General features: G+C 69.2%; 19 protein-coding genes. 10 read left to right on the plus strand and 9 right to left on the minus strand.

Annotated elements, in window-relative coordinates:
- Window positions 1-24 precede the first annotated feature (24 nt).
- Together Q0M60_RS09980 and Q0M60_RS09985 are read left to right on the plus strand one after the other, a co-directional pair.
- Window positions 25-729 carry an NUDIX domain-containing protein gene (locus tag Q0M60_RS09980; protein ID WP_296818835.1) on the plus strand — a complete coding sequence of 235 codons (705 nt, stop codon included), beginning with the start codon at window positions 25-27 and terminating at the stop codon, window positions 727-729.
- Between the two features lie 84 nt (window positions 730-813).
- Window positions 814-1617, plus strand: coding sequence for a hypothetical protein (locus Q0M60_RS09985; protein WP_296818837.1), 804 nt, complete (start codon window positions 814-816; stop codon window positions 1615-1617).
- Window positions 1618-1800: 183 nt separating this feature from the next.
- On the opposite strand, the gene Q0M60_RS09990 is transcribed toward Q0M60_RS09985, so the two are convergent.
- Complete coding sequence (locus Q0M60_RS09990) at window positions 1801-2358, minus strand: hypothetical protein (RefSeq protein WP_296818839.1); 558 nt, start codon at window positions 2356-2358, stop codon at window positions 1801-1803.
- Window positions 2359-2479: 121 nt separating this feature from the next.
- On the opposite strand from Q0M60_RS09990, the gene rpmG reads away from it, so the two are divergent.
- Entirely contained in the window at window positions 2480-2647 is a 168-nt protein-coding gene (rpmG, locus tag Q0M60_RS09995; RefSeq protein ID WP_296818841.1) for a 50S ribosomal protein L33, read from the plus strand.
- A 58-nt stretch (window positions 2648-2705) separates the two neighbouring features.
- Here the strand turns inward: rpmG and Q0M60_RS10000 are convergent, their stop codons facing one another.
- Together Q0M60_RS10000 and Q0M60_RS10005 are read right to left on the minus strand one after the other, a co-directional pair.
- Window positions 2706-4070, minus strand: a complete 1365-nt coding sequence (locus Q0M60_RS10000) for a PleD family two-component system response regulator (protein WP_296818844.1) — start codon at window positions 4068-4070, stop codon at window positions 2706-2708.
- Between the two features lie 15 nt (window positions 4071-4085).
- Window positions 4086-4451 (minus strand): response regulator, encoded by a 366-nt coding sequence (locus Q0M60_RS10005; RefSeq protein ID WP_296818846.1) that lies wholly within the window; start codon window positions 4449-4451, stop codon window positions 4086-4088.
- Between the two features lie 107 nt (window positions 4452-4558).
- Here Q0M60_RS10005 and Q0M60_RS10010 point away from each other — a divergent pair, with 107 nt between their 5' ends.
- Genes Q0M60_RS10010 through Q0M60_RS10020 form a run of 3 tightly spaced genes read left to right on the plus strand, consistent with a single transcriptional unit; the run spans window position 4559 to window position 7729 of the window.
- Window positions 4559-5806, plus strand: a complete 1248-nt coding sequence (locus Q0M60_RS10010) for a DNA polymerase IV (protein WP_296818848.1) — start codon at window positions 4559-4561, stop codon at window positions 5804-5806.
- A gap of 43 nt (window positions 5807-5849) precedes the next feature.
- Window positions 5850-6632, plus strand: a complete 783-nt coding sequence (locus tag Q0M60_RS10015) for a WecB/TagA/CpsF family glycosyltransferase (RefSeq protein ID WP_296818850.1) — start codon at window positions 5850-5852, stop codon at window positions 6630-6632.
- Entirely contained in the window at window positions 6629-7729 is a 1101-nt protein-coding gene (locus Q0M60_RS10020) for an endo-1,4-beta-xylanase (RefSeq protein WP_296818851.1), read from the plus strand. Before Q0M60_RS10015 ends, Q0M60_RS10020 begins: the two co-directional genes overlap by 4 nt.
- A 59-nt stretch (window positions 7730-7788) precedes the next feature.
- Here the strand turns inward: Q0M60_RS10020 and Q0M60_RS10025 are convergent, their stop codons facing one another.
- The 3 genes from Q0M60_RS10025 to Q0M60_RS10035 all read right to left on the minus strand — a co-directional run bounded on the left by Q0M60_RS10025 (window position 7789) and on the right by Q0M60_RS10035 (window position 10529).
- Entirely contained in the window at window positions 7789-8619 is an 831-nt protein-coding gene (locus tag Q0M60_RS10025; RefSeq protein ID WP_296818854.1) for a flagellin, read from the minus strand.
- A gap of 204 nt (window positions 8620-8823) precedes the next feature.
- Window positions 8824-10026: a DUF1343 domain-containing protein gene (locus Q0M60_RS10030; RefSeq protein ID WP_296818856.1), complete on the minus strand. Its 1203-nt coding sequence runs from the start codon at window positions 10024-10026 to the stop codon at window positions 8824-8826.
- The gene (locus Q0M60_RS10035; protein ID WP_296818858.1) at window positions 10023-10529 is read right to left on the minus strand and encodes a DOMON-like domain-containing protein; all 507 of its coding nucleotides are present in this window, start codon (window positions 10527-10529) and stop codon (window positions 10023-10025) included. Before Q0M60_RS10035 ends, Q0M60_RS10030 begins: the two co-directional genes overlap by 4 nt.
- Window positions 10530-10722: 193 nt before the next feature.
- Between Q0M60_RS10035 and tyrS the strand changes: the two genes are divergently transcribed.
- The 4 genes from tyrS to Q0M60_RS10055 all read left to right on the plus strand — a co-directional run bounded on the left by tyrS (window position 10723) and on the right by Q0M60_RS10055 (window position 14374).
- Entirely contained in the window at window positions 10723-11979 is a 1257-nt protein-coding gene (gene tyrS, locus Q0M60_RS10040) for a tyrosine--tRNA ligase (protein ID WP_296818859.1), read from the plus strand.
- Window positions 11979-12446, plus strand: coding sequence for a thioredoxin-dependent thiol peroxidase (bcp, locus tag Q0M60_RS10045; RefSeq protein ID WP_296818861.1), 468 nt, complete (start codon window positions 11979-11981; stop codon window positions 12444-12446). Before tyrS ends, bcp begins: the two co-directional genes overlap by 1 nt.
- A gap of 250 nt (window positions 12447-12696) precedes the next feature.
- Complete coding sequence (locus Q0M60_RS10050; RefSeq protein WP_296818864.1) at window positions 12697-13854, plus strand: peptidoglycan DD-metalloendopeptidase family protein; 1158 nt, start codon at window positions 12697-12699, stop codon at window positions 13852-13854.
- Window positions 13832-14374: a polymer-forming cytoskeletal protein gene (locus tag Q0M60_RS10055; protein WP_296818866.1), complete on the plus strand. Its 543-nt coding sequence runs from the start codon at window positions 13832-13834 to the stop codon at window positions 14372-14374. Before Q0M60_RS10050 ends, Q0M60_RS10055 begins: the two co-directional genes overlap by 23 nt.
- 36 nt (window positions 14375-14410) lie before the next feature.
- On the opposite strand, the gene prfB is transcribed toward Q0M60_RS10055, so the two are convergent.
- The 3 genes from prfB to Q0M60_RS10070 all read right to left on the minus strand — a co-directional run bounded on the left by prfB (window position 14411) and on the right by Q0M60_RS10070 (window position 19308).
- Window positions 14411-15533, minus strand: a protein-coding gene (prfB, locus tag Q0M60_RS10060) for a peptide chain release factor 2 (RefSeq protein WP_296818868.1) whose coding sequence is annotated in 2 segments (ribosomal slippage) — window positions 14411-15463 and window positions 15465-15533 — 1122 coding nt in all. Because the reading frame shifts where the segments join, the coding sequence is not laid out codon by codon here.
- 62 nt (window positions 15534-15595) lie between these two features.
- Window positions 15596-17986 carry a penicillin-binding protein 1A gene (locus Q0M60_RS10065; RefSeq protein WP_296818892.1) on the minus strand — a complete coding sequence of 797 codons (2391 nt, stop codon included), beginning with the start codon at window positions 17984-17986 and terminating at the stop codon, window positions 15596-15598.
- Between the two features lie 107 nt (window positions 17987-18093).
- Entirely contained in the window at window positions 18094-19308 is a 1215-nt protein-coding gene (locus Q0M60_RS10070; protein ID WP_296818870.1) for an N-acetylmuramoyl-L-alanine amidase, read from the minus strand.

Genomic DNA, 19308 nt, shown 5'->3' on the forward strand with positions numbered 1-19308 from the left:
CCCCATGGGAGAGGGATTCCCAGGATGACCGCCCCCTTCGACGCCAAGCAGGACCTAGCCGACGCCCCCGTCACCGGCGCGCGGCTGCGGCCCAAGGACGCCGCCACCCTGATCGTGGTGCGGCGCGACCGCGAGCCCGCCGTGCTCATGGGCCGGAGGGCGCGGGGCCATGTGTTCATGGCTTCCAAGTGGGTGTTTCCCGGGGGGCGGATCGACAGGTCCGACTTCCGCGCCGCCTACACGGGAGACTTCGACCCCCGCACCGCCGCCCGGCTGTCCCACGGCGCGCCGCCGGCCCGGGGCCGAGCCCTGGCCCTGGCGGCCGTGCGGGAGACGTTCGAGGAAACCGGCCTGGTCGTCGGCGCCAAGGCGCCGCCCGCCTCGGTCGCCGGCCCCTGGCGGGACTACCGCGCCGCCGGCGCCCTGCCCGACCTGTCGGCCCTGACCTACATGGCCCGCGCCATCACTCCGCCCGGCCGGGCCCGGCGCTTCGACGCCCGCTTCTTTCTGGCCGACGCCGAGGCCCTCATCGACCCGGACCCCATCGCTGGCTCTGGAGAACTGGACGAGGTCGCCTGGATCCCCCTGGCCGAGGCCGAGACGCTCGACCTGCCCGCCATCACCCGCTTCGTTATCGGAGAGGTGCGCCAGCGGCTCGACGATCCGGACCGCCCGGCTCCGTTCGTCCGCTTCATCCGCGGCCGCCACGACATCCAGGCGCTCGACTGACCATCCCTGACAGCGGCCCGCGCAGGGTTGCCGCGACGGCGCCCCCGGGGTCTAGTGGCCGGGTTCAGTGACGGAGCGTGCGTGATGCGTAGCTTTCTGGTCGGCCTCGTAGCGAGCGCCTGTCTTCTCGCCGGCCCGGCCCTGGCCCAGGACACCCCCGACCGGATCGGCAGGTTCGCCCACGACGAGTCTTACTTCTGGATCGAGGACGGAGGCGAGGCGGAACTCGCGGACCCCACCGACAGGGACTCCGTGAAACGCTTTCCCGTCACCCGCGAAGACTATGCCCGCATCCGCGACCTGCTGGAGCCTTACCGCGAAGGCGGACTGCTCTGCGACCAACCCCACACCAATCCGCCCACGACGGGATATTTCCACTGGCGCTCGAACGGCGTCGAGACGCGCCAGCCCTGGCACATCTTCTGCTATACCAACGCCTACAGGGACGTGGCCCGCAGCTCCGATGAAGCTCGATCCCTCATCGACGAGCTCGCCGACGCCAACTGGACCCCGCCGCCCGGCCTTGCCGATCCTGACCGCATCACCCTGACCGCGCGCTACTGGGGCCGAGTCACCCGCCAGTGGACGGTGCCGCGCGGCGGAGAGGCGACCTTCACCGATCAGGCAGGCGAGGTCACCCGCTTCACCGTCTCGGAGGCCGACTTCGAGCAGCTCCGAGACATCTTCCGCCCCTACGAGGGGACCCGCTTCGAGTGCAACCGGGTCATCACCGATGGGCCCTACGGCGACGTCACCTGGTCCCAGGAGGGCCACGAGGACCAGGAGGTCCGCTGGGACGCCGGCTGCGTCACCGGCGACGCCAGCGACATCTTCGAGCGCTGGGACCGCGCCGTGGCCATGCTGAACGCGCTGCGCGACGCGGGGTGATCCGCCTAGCAACGCCCGCTTCGATTCAGCGCTGACCGTTGATTGGTTTAGCCTTTTTCGAAACCCGATCGCGCGGCGCCCCCGGCGTCCCGCGCAGCCTTAGGCTGAAGCTTCTTTGAAATCGTCCACGCGCCGCTGTCGCGATGTCGCTCTGTCGCTGTGTCGCTGTCCGGGAGGCCCCGATCAGCCGCCGACCGGCCGGCTCAGGTCGAACTCGACCCGCAGCAGCCGACCCGGCCGGCTCAGTTCATAGACGAAGGCTTCGCCCGGCCGGATCTCCATGGCCCAGACATTGGTCGTCGAGACCTCGGCCCCACCGGCCCGGAACTGGTCGATGGAGAACTGGTCGACCGGGAACTCCTGCCGCTCGGCCGTGCCCGCGTCGGCCGTGTCGCCGCCGTACATGTGATATCCGTGGATCTCGCCCTCAGGGTCGCGGTGATCGTGCTTGAGCCTCAGGCCTGTGGTCGTCCGCGTCACCACCCAGCGCCGCGAGCGGTCTTCGCCGACCATGAAGGGAATGCCGATCTCGTCCTCGGAACAGTCCCGGACATGCATGACCAGCCTCTGCCTGCGGAAGTCGTCATCAGCCGCATCCGTGGTGGTGACCCGCCCCTCGAAGGTCTGGCCGCACAGGGCGCTCAGGTTCTCGAAGAAGACGTCCTGCGGGTCCGGCGCCCCGGCGGACGTGGTGGCGCAGGCGGCGAGCAGGAGGGCGGAGAGAGCAATCAGCTGTTTCATCCGGCCACGCTAGAGCGCCCGATGCAGCTTCGCCAGCACGGCGTTGACTTCCGCGGCTTCCTGAGTATGTTCCGCCGCTCCCGATTTCGGCGGCTTTTGCGCCGCAGCAAGGTTTCTCCCGATGGCCAAGCCGGCTTCCATCAAGATCCGCCTGAACTCGACCGCGGACACCGGATTCTTCTACGTCACCAAGAAGAACGCCCGCACCAAGACCGAAAAGCTGGTCATGCGGAAGTACGATCCCGTGATCAAGCAGCACGTCGAGTTCAAGGAAGGCAAGATCAAGTAAGGCTTTCCGCCTTTCTGACGCCATTTGCGACGCCCGGCCCCCGGCCGGGCGTTTTGCTTTAGGCGGCGTGGGCGATGACGCGGTTCCGGCCCGACTGCTTGGCGTCGTAGAGCGCCTCGTCCGCCCGCTTGAGCAGGGCCTCGCCCGTGTCTCCCACCCCGGAGGTCGCGGCCACGCCGATCGAGATCGTCACCTGCAGCGCCTCGCGCCCGTCCAGCACGCGGAAGGGCGAGCCCGCCACGTGACCCCGGATGCGCTCGGCGATTCGCCGGGCGTCCTCGACCGTGGTCTCCGGCATGATCACCACGAACTCCTCCCCGCCGAACCGGCAGGGCAGGTCCACGGCACGCACATTGGTCGCCAGCCTCACCGCGAACTCGCGCAGCACCTCGTCACCGCAGTCGTGGCCGAAGGTGTCGTTGATCGCCTTGAAGTGGTCGATGTCCAGCACCAGCACGGCCGCCGACGCCCCGCCTCGCGCCGCATGCGCCACCAGGGGTTCAAGCTGTCCCGCCATGTAGCGCCGGTTGTGCAGGCCCGTCAGCGGATCGGTGACCGCCATCTCCAGGCTGTGGTCCAGGCGGTCTCGCAGGAAGTCCGTATAGCGCTTGTGCCGGATCAGGGTGCGGCTGCGGGCCGCCAGCTCCTGCTGGTCGATCGGCCGGGCCAGGATGTCGTTCACGCCAAGGTCCAGCGCCTTGACCAGCCGCGCCTTGTCGTGGGGATCCACCACCGCCAGGATCGGGAGCGACCGGCTGGCCGCGTCCGAGCGCGCCTGCGCCACGAAGCGAAGTCCGTCGAACGCCGACGAGGCGGCGTTGACGATGATCAGGTCGACCGGCCCGCGCGCCGCCGCCAGGGCCTTGGCGGGGTCCGGCTCGATCATCGGACGGTGTTCCCCCGACAGTTCGCCTGCGATCCGCTCGGCCTGCCGGGGACTGTCGTCGACGACCAGGACGCGGCCGCCCCCGGCCCGCACCCGCGCCGCCGCGCCTTCGAGCAGCCCCAGCCGCCGGCCGGACTCCTCGCGCTTGCGCAGTTCCTCGATGACCGACTTCAGCCGGGTCAGCGACTTCACCCGCGCGAACAGGATCACGTCGTCGACCGGCTTGGTCAGGAAGTCGTCGGCTCCGGCCTCCAGGCCCGTGATCCGGTCCTCGCGCCCGTCGAGCGCAGTGATCAGCACCACCGGAATATGCCGCGTGGCCGCGTCGTCCTTCAGCCGCCGGCAGACCTCGAACCCGTCCAGCCCCGGCATCATCACGTCGAGCAGGATCAGGTCCGGCTGGTCGGCCGCCGCCATCGCCAGTGCGGTCGTCCCGTCGGACGCCGTCAGGACGTCATAGTATTCAGCCGCCAGCTTGGCCTGGAGCAGCCGGACGTTGGCCTCGATATCGTCAACGACAAGGATACGCGCCGTCACGCTCGACTCTCCGGATCAGCCCAGGTGCCTGCGCACGGTGTCCAAGAAGTGCATCACCGAGATGGGCTTGGAGATATAGGCCTCGCAGCCGCCCTCGCGGATCCGCTCCTCGTCGCCCTTCATGGCGAAGGCCGTCACGGCCACCACTGGGATGTGGGACAGGTCGTCGTCCTCCTTCAGCCACTTGGTCACCTCGAGCCCGGAGATCTCCGGCAGCTGGATGTCCATGAGGATCAGGTCGGGACGGTGCTGCCGGGCCAGGGCGAGCGCTTGCAGCCCCTCGCGGGTCTGCAGGGTCTCATAGCCCTGGGCATCGAGCAGATCATGAAAGAGCTTCATGTTCAGCTCGTTATCCTCGACGATGAGGACCTTCTTGGACATCATCCACCCACACCCGATTTCAGCGTAGGTTGAGCGCGGCCGAGCCGTGCGATCCCCCGCTGTTGGCTGTGGACTATGGTCCGGCAACCTTAAGGTCGAATGAAGCCATGAAGGCGCTGTGCCGGGACTGTCTGGGTGCGGAAATCGCGGCCGGCCGCTGCGCCGCCTGCGGATCTCCGCGCGTCCTGGCGCACCCGGAACTCGACCGGCTGACCATCGCCCACATGGACTGCGACGCCTTCTACGCCTCGGTCGAGAAGCGCGACCGGCCCGAACTGCGCGACCAGCCGGTCATCGTCGGCGGCGGCAAGCGCGGCGTGGTGGCCACCTGCTGCTACATCGCCCGCCAGTACGGCGTGCGCTCGGCCATGCCAATGTTCAAGGCGCTCAAGGCCTGCCCCGAGGCCGTGGTCATCAAGCCCGACTTCGCCAAGTACAAGCACGAGAGCAGCCGCATCCTGGGTGCGCTCGGCGAGCTGACCCCGCTGGTCCAGCCCCTGTCGCTTGACGAGGCCTGGGCCGACCTGTCGGGCACCGAGCGGCTGAACGGCGGCCCCGCCGCCTTCCAGCTGGCCCGCCTGCAGAAGTGGATAGAGACGGAGACCGGCCTGACCGTCTCCATCGGCCTGGCCGCCAACCGCTTCCTGGCCAAGATCGCCTCGGACATCGACAAGCCGCGCGGCTTCACCGTCATCGGCGAGGAGGAGGCCCCGGCCTTCCTGGCGCCCCGGCCGGTCAGCATCCTGCCGGGCGTTGGGCCGGTCTTTGCGAAAAGCCTGATCTCGGACGGCTACCGCACCGTCGGCGATCTGGCCCGCGCGGACGTCAAGCAGCTCGCCGCGCGGTACGGCGACCACGGCCTGCGCCTGCACGCCCTGGCCCACGCCCGCGACAGCCGCCCGGTCGATCCCGAGTCCGACCGCCGCGGCATGAGCGCCGAAACCACCTTCAACGAGGACCTGTCGGACGTGAAGGCGCTGGAGGACGAGCTCTGGCCGCTGTGCGACAAGCTGGCGTCCAAGGCGCGTCGGACCGGCGTCACCGGGCGGGTCGTGGTGCTCAAGCTGCGCCGGACCGACTTCCGCATCCTGACGCGCCGCCGCACCCTGCCCGAGCCGACCCAGACGGCGCGGACCATGTTCGCCCACGCCCGCGAGCTGCTGGCCCGCGAGATCGGCATTCCCTACCGCCTGATCGGCGTCGGCCTGGCCGACCTCGTCGAGCCCGGCGACCTCCCCGCCGACCTCTTCGGCTCGTCCGAGACCCGCGCCCTCAAGACCGAACGCGCCGTCGACACCCTGCGCGACCGCTTCGGTGCGGCGGCGGTAACCACGGCGCGCGCGATCAAGCGCTGATCCAGGGAACGGAATCTTAGCCTCGCCACGCGATCCTGCGAGGATGACATCCGTCGAGATCGAAGGCGTCCGCATCAATCTGCCGACCCTCGCGGCCTCCGTGCGCGAGGCGTTGGCGCGTGCGGGACGCGGCCAGGGCTTCGCCTTGTTCACCCTGAACCTCGACCATCTGGTCAAGCTGCGGAACGATCCTGCCTTCGTGCACGCCTACGCTGCGGCTGATCTGGTCAGCGCCGACGGCGCACCGGTGGTGTGGCTGGCCCGCCGCGAGGATAGATCCGTCGAACGCGCCGCCGGCGCCGACATGGTCGAGCCCCTGTGCGCCGGCGCCGCGAAAGCAGGCCTCGGTGTCTACATCGTGGGGCCCGGCCCGGCGGCCCAGGCCACTGCGATCGAGACCCTCAAGGGCCGCCACGCCGGCCTGAACATCGCCGGCGCGGAGACACCAATGGTCCCTGCGGACCTGTCCTCATTCGACGTCGCCGCGCTGGCCCGACGGATCAACGCCTCGGGCGCGCGGCTGTGCTTCCTCTGCCTCGGCGCGCCCAAGCAGGAACTGCTGGCCGCAGCCCTGAAGCCTCTATGCCCGGCGGTCGGCTTCCTTGGCGTCGGCGCGGCGCTGGACTTCATCTCAAACAAGGTCGTCCGCGCCCCCGGCTGGATGCAGCGTTCAGGCCTCGAATGGGTCTGGCGGCTGATGGGCGATCCCCGCCGCCTGGGCCTTCGCTACGCCCAGTGCGCCGTCCTGTTCGCGGGCCTGGCCGTCCGCGCCCTGCTGAAGCCCGCGCCGCGACGTCCGGCCCACGTTCTGGAGGCCGCGCAATGAACCGTTACAGCCTGTCGCGACGAGGCCTGCTGGCCTCCAGCCTCGCGCTCGTCGCCTGCGACCAGGCCGGCGCCCAGCCCGGTGGCGGCAACGGGGGCGGGCGGCGCATGTCGGGCGGGCCCCTGCCGCGTCTGCGCGACCTCGCCCCCTTCCCCATCGGCACCCAGATCGTCACCGACCAGTTCGCCGTGCCGGTCATCACCGAGCTGGCCTCGACCCAGTTCGATCAGATCACCACCGGCTACGAGTTGAAGATGGAGTACCTGGTCCAGCCGGACGGGCGCCTGCGCTTCGACGGGCCCGACCGGATCGCCGATTTTTGCCGGCGCAATAACCAGACGATGCAGGGCCACACCCTGATCTGGTACGCCGACACGCCACAGTGGTTCGAGCGCATGGACGGCTCACGCCGGGCCATGGAGACCGCCTATGACGCCCACATCCGCGAGGTCGTCGGCCGTTACGCCGGACGAATCCGTGGCTGGGACGTCGTCAACGAGCCGGTGAACACTGACGGCGTCGGCCTGCGCGACTCCCTCTGGAGCCGCAATCTCGGGCAGGACGGACATTTCATCCGCGCCTTCGAGCTCGCACGAGAGACCGACCCGAACGCCGTCCTGTTCGTCAATGACTACGACCTGGAGCACAACCCCAGGAAGCGGCTGACCTATATGCGGCTGATCGAGGACATGCTGAACCGAGGCGTGCCGATCACCGGCGTCGGCAACCAGAGCCACGTCAGCGTGGACTTGGCGCCGGGCCAGATCACCGCCGCGATCCGCGACCTCGCCTCCTTCGGCTTGCCCCTGCATGTCTCCGAGTTCGACGTGTCCCTACAGGGCAGTGGCGTCGACCTGCGCAGCCGCGCCCAGAAGGAAGCCGCCCAGGTCCGCCTCTATGAAGAGGCGATAGAGGCCTATTCCGCCCTTCCGGCCGCCCAGCAGTACGCCTTCACCATCTGGGGCGTGCGCGACACGGAGTCCTGGGTGCGTATGGAGTTCTACGGCGGCGACCAGACCGACGCGCCGCTCATGTTCGACGACGATGGCGCTCCCAAGCCCACCTTTTGGGCCGTTGTAGACGCCCTTCGGGCCTGAATAGGCGAAGGGCCGGACGGTCACCCGCCCGGCCCTCCAGGTTTGAACCTGAACAGCCCCTACTGGAACAGTCGCATGATGATCTGCGGCGACTGGTTGGCGATGGCCAGGGCCTGAACCCCGAGCTGCTGCTTGGTCTGCAGGGCCTGGAGCTTGGCGCTTTCCTTCGCCAGGTCGGCGTCGACCAGGTTGCCGACCCCCGCCGTCAGCGTGTCCTGAAGTTTGGACACGAAGGTGCGGTGGGTGTCGAGCGACTTGGACGCCGTCCCCATGCGGGCCAACGAGGCGGAGACGTTGGCGATCGAGGCGTCCACCTTGGTGAGCACCGCCGCCGCCTTGGTCAGGGTGTCGATCACTTCCGTCGAGGTCACGGTCACGATGGACCCCGACAGCTTCATGATCTCCGCCGCCACGTCGATCGTGGACGAGCCGTCCGCATTGGCCAGTGCCTTGAAGGCCGCCGCGCCGGACTTCAGCAGGTTCACCCCGTTGAACTCGGCGTTGGAGACGGTCTTGGCGATCTGGTCGCGGATGGCCTTGAAGTCCTCGTTCAGGGCGTTGCGAGCCGCCGTGTCGATCGAGGAATCCTTGGCCGCCAGGGCCTTCTCCTTCAGCTGAATGAGGAGGTCCGAGATGCTCTCACCGGCGGCCACCGCCACATCGACCGCCGACTTGCCGCGGTCCAGGGAATTCTGGACCACCGAAAGCGCCGCCACCTCGGACCGTTGCGACTGGGCGATCGCCCAGATCGCGCCGTTGTCCTTGGCGCTTGCCACCTTCAGGCCGGTGTTGATGCGGTTCTGAGTCGTCGCCAGTTCCACGTTCGTCTTGTTCAGGTTCTGGAGCGCGATCATCGCGCCCACGTTCGTATTCACCGAGCTGCTGGGCATTCGGTCGTCCTTCCATTCTGGTCGGGGTTGAAGCGACGCTTTCTGGCCGCTGAGCCGGTTCTGGCTCGCCCGCGCACGCGCAAGGACCGGGCCAGCAGGGCGCTCGGTCAAGGCCCTGACAGACTTGGTTTTTCGGTCAACGGAACAGCGTGCGCGGGCAAGGCCTGCCGAGGCTCCGCCCCGCGACCCGGAAGGAGTTGCCGACTAGTAAATCAGGTGCGGCCGGCGCTCTTCGGTCCAGGCTTCTTCGTCCGGCCTCGTCAGGGCGTCGAGGTCATCGGGCGTGGCCTCAGCGTCATCAACCCATTCTCGCAGCGCCGGCCCGCCATTGATGACGTCGATGGCCAGCTTGTCGAAGACGTATTCGTACGGGAAGTCGCGCCACAGCGCATAGTCCGGATACAGCCGCCGGATCGCCTTGAACGCCAGGGCCTGGAGCCGCCAGGGCCTGAACGCCGCATGGTCGTAGGCTGGGTCGTCGACGTGGATCTGCACCCCGGCGCACAGCTGGCCGACGTGCTTGTGGAAGGTCGGCTGGAACGACAAGTCACGTAGGCGGCAGCCCTCCAGCCACTGCGGCGCGAGCGCCCGCATCTCGGCCATCACGGCGCGGGCGTCGATGTCCGGGGCGCCGAACACCTCCAGCGGGCGCGTGGTGCCGCGCCCCTCCGACAGGGTGGTCCCCTCCAGCATGACCGTGCCGGCGTAGGCGCGGGCCATCGACAGGTTCGGCGCGTTCGGGCTGGGGTTGATCCAGCTCCGCTCGCCCAGCGGCCAGCCGAAACCGGGCCCAGCCTCTGGCGCCCAGCCCTGCATCTCGACGACGCGATACTCCACGTCGAGCCCGAAGCGCTCGATGAACCAGCGGCCCATCTCGCCGAGCGTCATGCCGTGCCGCATCGGCATCGGCCCGGCGCCCACGAAGCTCTCCCAGCCGGGACGCAGCGTCAGCCCCTCCACCGGCCGCCCGGCGGGGTTCGGACGATCCAGCACCCACACAGCATTGCCGTGCTGGGCGGCGGCCTCCAGCACGTACAGGAGCGTCGTCACGAACGTGTAGATGCGGCAACCCAGATCCTGCAGGTCGACCAGCAGGACGTCGAAGGTCCCCATCGACTGGCCGGTCGGGCGGCGCACCTCGCCATAGAGGCTGAACACCGGGATGCCGAGCCGGGCGTCGGTCTCGTCCGGGCTCTCCATCATGTTGTCCTGCAGGTCGCCGCGCATGCCGTGCTGCGGCCCGAAGGCGGCCGTCAGGCGAATGTCAGGATGCGCCGCCAGCGCGTCCAGCGAATGCGTCAGGTCCGCCGTCACCGAGGCCGGATGTCCCAGCAGAGCCACGCGCCGCCCGCGCAGCGCCTGCGACAGCTCAGGCTCGGAAAGCAGGCGGTCGATGCCGAACTTCATGGAAGCTCCAGGACGAAGGAGTCGGGGTGATGGAAGTCCGGCTTATCGGACGGATGGGCGAGCGCCCAGTAGGACATTTTCCCGTCGGCGGCCTCGATGACCGCCGACAGCGCCAGACGGTCCGCGTCCGGCGGCAGTTCTATGTGGGCCTCCAGGGCGACCATGTCCGAGGCGGCGTCCATGCCGAGGACGGTGGCGACCTCATCGGCCTCCCGCATGCCTGCGCGATAGCCATCGAAGCGGTAGCTGGCCCACTGCGACGAGGGCGACAGGTTGAACTCGCGGTAGCCGTCCGGCGTGCGAACGAAGGCCTCGAAGCAGGTGTGCTTCCACAAGTCGTCGGCTCGCCCGGCGGAGCCAGGGCCCGGCCAATCGATCTCATCGACCTCCCCGTCCACGACGAACCGCAGCCACAGGATTGCGCCATCCCGCTCCACATAGACCTCGACCGACCAGACCGGTTCCGGCGGCGTCATGGGGTGAGGCTTCAGCTTCACGATCATCCGTCTTCGATAGCGGGCGCTTGACCCCGGTCAATGGCCGCGGCTACCGCTGAGCCGTGATCGCCGCGCGCGTCCTTCCCGGCTTCTATCGCCGCCCGCTGTCCTAGCGAGCGGCCCGCGATCCCCTGCGCCGCACCCGCCGGCGCGCAAATCCCCCTGACGCCCGCCGGCTTCCCTGCTAACGGAGCCGTCCATGACCGACCCCGCCTTCAAGTCCGACTTCCTGAAGACGCTTCAGGCGCGCGGCTACATCCACCAGATCACCCATCCAGAAGAGCTGGACGCGGCCTGCGCCGCGGGCGTGGTCACGGGCTACATCGGCTTCGACGCCACCGCGCCGTCGCTGCACGTCGGCAGCCTGATCCAGATCATGATGCTGCGCCGGCTCCAGCAGGCGGGTCACAGGCCGATCGTGCTGATGGGCGGGGGCACCACCAAGGTCGGCGACCCGACCGGCAAAGACGCCTCGCGGCCGCAGCTGACCGACGAGACCATCCAGTCGAACATCGCCTCGATCCGCACCGTCTTCGAGAAGTTCCTGACCTTCGGCGACGGGCCGACCGACGCCCTCATGCTCGACAACGACGCCTGGCTGTCCGGCTACGGCTACATCGAGTTCCTGCGCGAGTACGGCACGCACTTCACGGTCAATCGGATGCTGGCCTTCGACTCGGTCAAGCTGCGCCTCGAGCGCGAGCAGCCGATGACCTTCCTCGAGTTCAACTACATGCTGATGCAGTCGGTGGACTTCCTGGAGCTGAACCGCGGCTACGGCTGCAGCCTGCAGATGGGCGGCTCGGACCAGTGGGGGAACATCGTCTCGGGCGTCGATCTGGTGCGGCGCGTGGACGGCCAGCCGTCCTTCGGCCTGACCACCCCGCTGCTGACCACCGCCTCGGGCGGCAAGATGGGCAAGACCGCCCAGGGCGCGGTCTGGCTGAACGCCGAGCAGCTGAGCCCCTACGATTACTGGCAATTCTGGCGGAACGCCGACGACGCCGACGTGGGCCGGTTCCTGCGCCTGTTCACCGACCTGCCACTGGATGAGGTCGCGCGGCTGGAGGCGCTTCAGGGGGCCGAGATCAACGACGCCAAGAAGGCGCTCGCGGACGCCGCCACCACCATGCTGCACGGCGCGGACGCCGCGGCCCACGCCCGCGGCGCCGCCGAGGCCGCCTTCGAACAGGGGCGCCTGTCCGCCGACCTGCCGACGGTGGAGCTTCCCTCGGACGAGGTGGTCGGCGCCATGATCGCAGCCGTGGCCACCCGCGCCGGCCTGACCCAGTCCAATGGCGAGGCGCGGCGCCTCGCGCAAGGCGGCGGCTTGCGTCTGAATGATGAGCCGATCGCCGACGGCGCGCGCCTGATCGAAGCAGGGGACGTCACGGCTGACGGGGTCCTCAAGCTGGCCGCCGGCAAGAAGAAAATCGTTCTCGTGAGGCCCGTCTGATGACCGACATCCAGCAAGGCCAGGCCGCTCCGTCGCTGGACCTGCCGACCGACAGTGGGGGACGCGTGTCCCTCGCCTCGCTCAAGGGCCGCCCCGTGGTCGTCTTCTTCTACCCGAAGGCCGACACGCCGGGCTGCACCAATGAGGCCATCGACTTCTCGCGCCTGCTGCCTGAGTTCGAGGGCCTGAACGCCACGGTCATCGGGGTCTCAAGGGACCCGGTGAAGAAGCTCGACCGCTTCAAGGCCAAGCACGACCTGACCGTCGTCCTCGCCTCGGATGAGACCGGCCACGTCACGGAAGACTGGGGCGTCTGGGTCGAGAAGCAGCTCTATGGCCGGACCTACATGGGCATTGAGCGCGCCACCTTCCTGATCGACGCCGAGGGGCGTGTTGCGCGGGTGTGGCGAAAGGTCTCGGTCAAGGGCCACGCCGCCGAGGTGCTCGAGGCCGCCCGGGCCCTGTAGCCATCTCAACCCGCCGTTACCGATATCTATTAATCGGCATGAAACGGCGCTTCGAATACTAGACCTAGCGGCGACGCGGTGGGTTGGCGGCAGATTCGTTGCTCATACGCCTGACAGGCGAATAATCGCTGAAAAGCTGTGCAGACTCGCATTTCACCGCCTATTCGTAGTTAACGAAGGGTGAACGGGGTTGCGCCGCCTTGGCTACTTACGGCATATGGCCGAGGCCGGGTGTGGGGGTTGTAGTGTAATGTCGAAGGTCCGGGTGTCTCGACTAAGGTCGTTCGTCGAACGGCTGTTTCCAGAGCGTCACCTCTTCCTTCGCACTCCTGACGGCGAAATCACCGGACACGTCCTGAGCCCTGGTCGCCAGATGATGATGGCCGCCGGCGCCTGCCTGCTGGGCGGGTGGCTGCTCGTCGCCACCGGCGGCGTCATCTGGGGCGCGGTGACCGGCATCACCGCCGAGCGGCAGGTCCACCGGGTCCGCGCCGCGTCGGAGCGCATGAACGCCGACCTTCAGGCCCGCCTGGACAGCGCCGTCGCCCGCATGGCCGCGACCTCCGGCTCGATCGATGATCTGGCCCACTCGGTCGAGCGCCGCCACGCGGCCCTGACCCGCGTGATGACCCAGTTCCGCGGCATCCCCGGCGCTGAACAGGAGCTGGCCCCTGCGGAACCTCTCGCCGCCGACCGGCCGCCGGTGGCGCGACTGGTGGCCGTGCGCATGGATCAGGAGCGCCTGATCGCTCGCGCCCAGAGCTTCGCCGACAGCCGGGCCGAGCGCCTGCGCCTCGCCTTCCGCCTCGCCGGCCTGAACCCCGCGGCCTACGCGGGCTCACCGAGCGCGCTGGGCGGCCCGCTGGTCGACGCCGACAATCCCGAGGCCCTGGCCGCTATCCTCGACGTGGACGAGTCCTTCGCCCGGCGCATCCAGCGGGCGACCGACGACCTGTCCGACATGCGGTCCCTGGCCGACGCCGCGGAGCGGCTTCCGTTCGGCCGCCCATCCGCCACAGCCAGGACCACGTCCGGCTTCGGCGTCCGTTTCGACCCGTTCAATCACCGCCCGGCCCTGCACCAGGGCCAGGACTTCGCCGGCCCGTTGGGCACGCCGATCCGCGCCACGGCGCCGGGCGTGATCTCCTTCGCCGGGGTCCGCTCCGGCTATGGCAACACGGTCGAGATCGACCACGGCGGCGGCTTCAAGACCCGCTACGCCCACCTCCAAGGTTTCAACGTCACCGTCGGCCAACGGGTCGCCGTAGGCCAGCGCATCGGCGCCATGGGCTCGACGGGCCGCTCAACCGGCGTCCACCTGCACTATGAGGTGTGGGTCAACGGCCGTCCGCAGAACCCCGCCCGATTCATGAGAGCCGGAGACTATGTTCAACAAGCCCAAGACTAATCCCGCCCCCAAGGGTCAGGCCCAACCGCCGATCCCGCCGCTGCCGGACCTGCCTTCGCCGGGCCAGGCGCGCACGGGCGCGCCGGGTCAGGCCGCGGCTCCCGCCGCGCCGCCGCGTCCGGCCCGCGGCGCCTCGGTGCTGGCGTCGGACCTGGTGTTCGAGGGCAATGTCTCCGGTTCGGGCGAGCTGCAGATCGACGGGTCGGTCAAGGGCGATGTCCGCGTCGGCCGCCTGACGGTCGGCGAGACCGGTGCGGTCGAAGGCTCGGTCCAGGGCGAGACCGTCGAGATCCGCGGCCGCGTGGTCGGCTCGGTGACCGGCAAGCAGGTCCGCCTGCTGGGCACCGCCTACGTCGATGGCGACATCAACCACGAGCAGCTGGCGATCGAGGTCGGCGCCTACTTCCAGGGCCGCTGCCTCCAGGCCCGCGCCGGCCAGCCGGCCGCCGCCCCGGCGCAGCCTCCGGCCGCCCCCGCGTCGACCGAACCCCAGGTCGTCGAGCTGAAGCCGGGCGCCTGATTCGATGAATGTGCGCGGCCCCAAGGGCCGCGCCGCCTACTCCACCGTCTCGCCGCGCGTCGCGCCGACGCGCTGGGCGAGGGCGGCGCCCATGAAGGCGTCGAGGTCGCCGTCGAGCACGCCCTGGGTGTCCGAGGTTTCGACCTCGGTGCGCAGGTCCTTCACCATCTGGTACGGCTGCAGGACATAGGACCGGATCTGGTGCCCCCAGCCGATGTCCGTCTTGGCGTCGGCCAGGGCTTGGGCGGCCGCCTCGCGCTTCTGCAGCTCCAGCTCGTAGAGACGCGCACGCAGCATGCGCCAGGCTTCCTCGCGGTTCTGGTGCTGGGAGCGGCCCATCTGGCAGGCCACGACCGTATTCGTCGGAATGTGCGTCAGGCGGACCGCAGAGTCCGTCTTGTTGACGTGCTGCCCGCCGGCTCCGGATGAGCGATAGGTGTCGGTCCGTACGTCCGCCGGGTTGATCTCGATCTCGATCGTGTCGTCGACCAGGGGCGACACGCCGACCGAGGCGAAGCTGGTGTGTCGCCGTGCGCTGGAATCGTAGGGACTGATCCGCACCAGGCGGTGAACCCCCGACTCCGACTTCAACCAGCCATAGGCGTTTGGTCCCTTGATCAGGACCGTCGCCGACTTGATGCCGGCCTGTTCGCCAGGGGTCTCTTCCTGGAACTCGACCTCATAGCCGTGGGCGTTGGCCCAGCGGGTGTACATGCGCAGCAACATGGAGGCCCAGTCGTTGGACTCGGTTCCGCCGGCGCCGGAGTTCACCTCCAGATAGGCGTCGTTGCCGTCCGCCTCGCCGGACAGCAGGGCCTCAAGCTCGGCGCGCGCGGCCCGGTCCTTGATGGCGCGCAGCTGCGTGCGGGCGTCCTCGAGAGCGGCCTCGTCGCCTTCCTCGTCGGCCATTTCGGAGAGCATGACGCCCTCCTCCAGGCCGGTCTCCATCTGACGGACGGCGTCGACCTGGCCCTGAATGCGCTGGCGTTCGCGCATCACAGCCTGGGCCTCCTCAGGCTTGTCCCAGAGGGTCGGGTCCTCGACCCGAGCGTTCAGCTCATCGAGCTTTCGGAGCGCGGGCTCCCAGTCAAAGACGCCTCCTGAGCAGAGCGATGCTCTGCTCGATGTCGGCCTTCATGGCCTCGACATCCGGTCTCATGTGCAACTCCAGTACGGAAGGCGGCCCAGATAGGACCCCCGGCCGGGACAGACAACCCGCGATCAATATAGGCCGCTGAGGTCCTCGGGCGGGTCGTTCTTCGGCGGCGGCGCGATCACGGGTGGCGGGGGCAGCTCGTCCTCCGGCACGCGCGGACCCGGATTGTAGGGCACGCCGTCCAGCGTCTCATAGGTCTGGCGGCCCTGGGGATCGCGAGGCGGTTCGCGCACGCGCTCGGTGCCGGGCCGGAAGGCCTCCTCGATGCCGTTGACGGTCCGCCAAATGGCGTTGGCCGGGCGGCGGAACTGCAGGACCGGCCGTCCCCGCATGGCCTCTTCCATGAAGTCGACGAAGATCGGCACCGAGGCGACGCCGCCGACCTCGCCATCGCCCAGCGACCGGTTGTCGTCGAAGCCGACGAACACGCCGACCACTAGGTCGGGCGTGTAGCCCACGAACCAGGCCGAGCGATAATCGTTGGTCGTCCCCGTCTTGCCCGCCACCGGACGCTCCAGGACCCGCACCTGCGTGGCGGTGCCCCGCTGGACGACGCCCTCCAGCATGGAGGTGATCTGATAGGCCGTGATCGGGTCCATGACCTGCTCTCCGGGCGGCGGCACGCGCGGACTCTCCCGGCCATCGAAGTTCCGGTCGCAGGTGCGGCAGGCCCGCTCAGGCGCGAGATCACGTTCAGCGCTCCAGATGGTCTCGCCATTCCGATCCTGAACCAGCTCGATCAGGTGCGGCGTCACGCGTCGCCCGCCGTTGGCGAAGGCGGCATAGGCCGCGGTCAGCCGCAGCGGTGTCGTTTCGCCGGCGCCTAGCGCCATCGACAGGACCGGCTCCATGTCGGTCACGGCGCCGAAACGGATCGCGTCCTCGCGGATTCTCTGCATGCCGACGCTCTGGGCCAGCCGAACCGTCATAAGGTTGCGCGACAGCTCCAGGCCGCGCCGGATCGACTGTGGCCCATAGAAGCGGCGACTGTAGTTCTGGGGCGTCCAGCGCTGGCCGTTGGCGCCCGGCAGCGAAATGGGTCCGTCGACGATGATCGAGGCCGGTGTGAACTCGGTTTCCAGCGCCGAGGCATAGACGAAGGGCTTGAAGGCCGAGCCCGGCTGCCGCTCCGCCTGGGTCGCCCGGTTGAAGCTCGACAGCGAATAGGAATAGCCACCGACCATCGCGACCACGCGCCCGGAATAGGGCTCGATGGCGACCAGGGCGCCGTTCACCGCCGGAATCTGTCGCAGGCCGTAGCCGCCCTCTTCGAGGGGCTCCACGAAGATCAGATCGCCACGGTTCAGCCCCGCCCCCGCGTTGGCCCAGGCGGCGTCGGCGGCAAGCAGCTGGCCCGATGAGCCGTCAGACGCCAGCAGGATGCCGACATTGGCGCCCGAGACGCTCTCGACCACGGCGGCCTGCCAGCGGCGGCGTTCGCGCGGCGGGGACTCGGCTTGCGCCTGATCTTGCCAGCCCTCGGCGATCTGGACGTTGCCCCAGGCGCCTCTCCAGCCATGGCGGCGGTCGTAGGCCTCGAGGCCCGCCATCAGGGAATCGCGGGCGATCGACTGCAGGCGCGGGTCGAGCGTGGTGCGCATGTAATAGCCGCCACGGTTCACGTCCTGGCCGAACTGGCCGAGCGCGCGGCGACGCGCCTCCTCCACGAAATAGTCGGCGTCCTGGTACTGGGCGCGGCGCGGCGCGTCCTGCACCACAAGCGGCGAGGCGATGGCCTCCTGCTCCTGTTCGCGGGTCAGCCAGCCGATCTCGCGCATCTGGCCCAGGATCCAGTTCCGGCGCTCGACCGCCGCCTCGGTGCGGCGGCGCGGGTGGTAGTTGTTCGGGCCCTTGGGCAGGGCGGCGAGGAAGGCGGCTTCCGCCGGCGTCAGCTGGTCGAGCGATTTGCCGAAATAGTTGTAGGCCGCCGCCGCCACCCCATAGGAGCGGTACCCCAGGAAGATCTCGTTCAGATAGAGCTCTAGGATCTGCTCCTTGGTGAGCACAGCCTCCAGCCTCTGGGCCAGGATCGCCTCGCGGACCTTGCGGCCGATGGTCGAGTCGCTGGTCAGCAGAACGTTCTTGGCGACCTGCTGGGTGATGGTCGAGCCGCCCTCGAGCCGCCGCCCGCGCAGCAGGTTGACCACGTTCTTGGCCATGGCCCGGCCGAGGCCCGCGACATCCACGCCGCCATGCTGGAAAAAGTGCCGGTCCTCGGCGGCCAGGAAGGCCTGCACCACCACCGGCGGAATCTGCTCGTAGGGTACAAAGATGCGGCGCTCCTGCGAGAACTCGCCGATCAGGGTGCCGTCCCAGGCGTAGACCCGCGTCGCCGTCGGCGGGCGGTATTCGGCCAGTTCGCTCGCATCCGGCAGGTCGTGGAACAGGTAGGCAGAATAGATCGCCAGACACATGCCGGCCACCGCGACGGCGCCGAGCACGGCGATGCCGGCCATGACGAACCAACGCTCGGCTGACTTCACTAAGCTGCTCCCGGGCGGCGACGGACGCTGCGTCGCGCCATGGAGGGATTTAGCCCGACCCCGCCGGATCGAAAAGCCGTTTAGGGCGCCGCGGCCCGCGCGCCCGGCAAGTCCGGGGCGAAATAGGCGTCGATCGCCCGCGTGACCGCCCCCATCAGCCGGCTGCGCCCGGCCGAATCGCCCAGCAGCCGTTCGTCCTCGGGATTGGTGATGAACCCCATCTCCAGCAGCACGGCCGGCACGTCGGGCGCGAGCAGCACGGCGAAGTTGTCGTCGCGGTGGCTGCGTTCCAACAGCGGCGCTTCCCCGCCGATGGCGTCGAGCAGTTCACCCGCGAACACGGAGGATCGATTGAGCGTCGCCCTCTGGGTCAGGTCCAGCAGGACGCGCCTCACCGAGGGATCTCCCGCCGGGAGCTCGATGCCGCCATAGCTGCCGCCGCCCAAGGCTTCGCGCGCCGCGCGCTCGGCGCCGCGGTCAGACAGGGTGTAGACGCTGGCCCCACGCGTCTGGGGATTGGCGCCGGCGTCGGCGTGCAGCGAGATGAACAGGTCGGCCCCGGCCTCGCGGGCGATCTGGACGCGGCGCGCGTGGGGCACCAGCACGTCAGTCGATCGGGTCAGGACCACGCGATAGCGGCCCGTGGCCTCCAGCTGGCGCCTCAGTTCCAGCGCGGCGGCGAGCGTGACCTCGCGCTCCTGGACACGGCTGCCGAGGGCGCCCGGGTCGGTCCCGCCGTGCCCGGCGTCGATGACGATGACCCGACGCTCCGGAGGGGCCTCGCGGCGGCTCTCGACCGGGGGCGGATCGTCCCGCTCCTGGGCCCGTCCGCTCGGCGCCCCAGGGGCCGCAAGATCGATCACGTAGCGGTAGACCTCCACCCCGTCCCCGGGGGGCAGCAGGAACCGGCGGCTGACCTCGGCCGGGCGGGTCAGGGCCAGTCGAAGGCGCGCGGCGCCCGCCGCCTGATCGAGTTCATAGCTGTGAACCAGCCCCACGCCCCGGCCAGTCTGACCCTCGCCGGCGTCCACGCCGGGCAGCGCCACGATCAGTCGAGGCTCGCCGTTCTGATCGAGAAGCCGCGCCGTCGCCGAACGCGTCAGCTCGATGACGACACGGGTCTGTTGGGCGTCACCGCCGAATCTGACTCGTACGAGGTCGGCGCGCTCGGGACCGTCGGTCAGCCCCTGGGCGGCGGCCATGGCGCCGGTGGCGAAGACGGCGAGCGCGGTCATGGCGGCGGCGATCCGCCGTCCGCTGCCGAACACCATCCTGACCAGGCCCGCCAGACCCAC

Origin of the sequence: Brevundimonas sp. (assembly GCF_024711105.1) — a bacterium.
Classification (GTDB): Bacteria; Pseudomonadota; Alphaproteobacteria; order Caulobacterales; family Caulobacteraceae; genus Brevundimonas.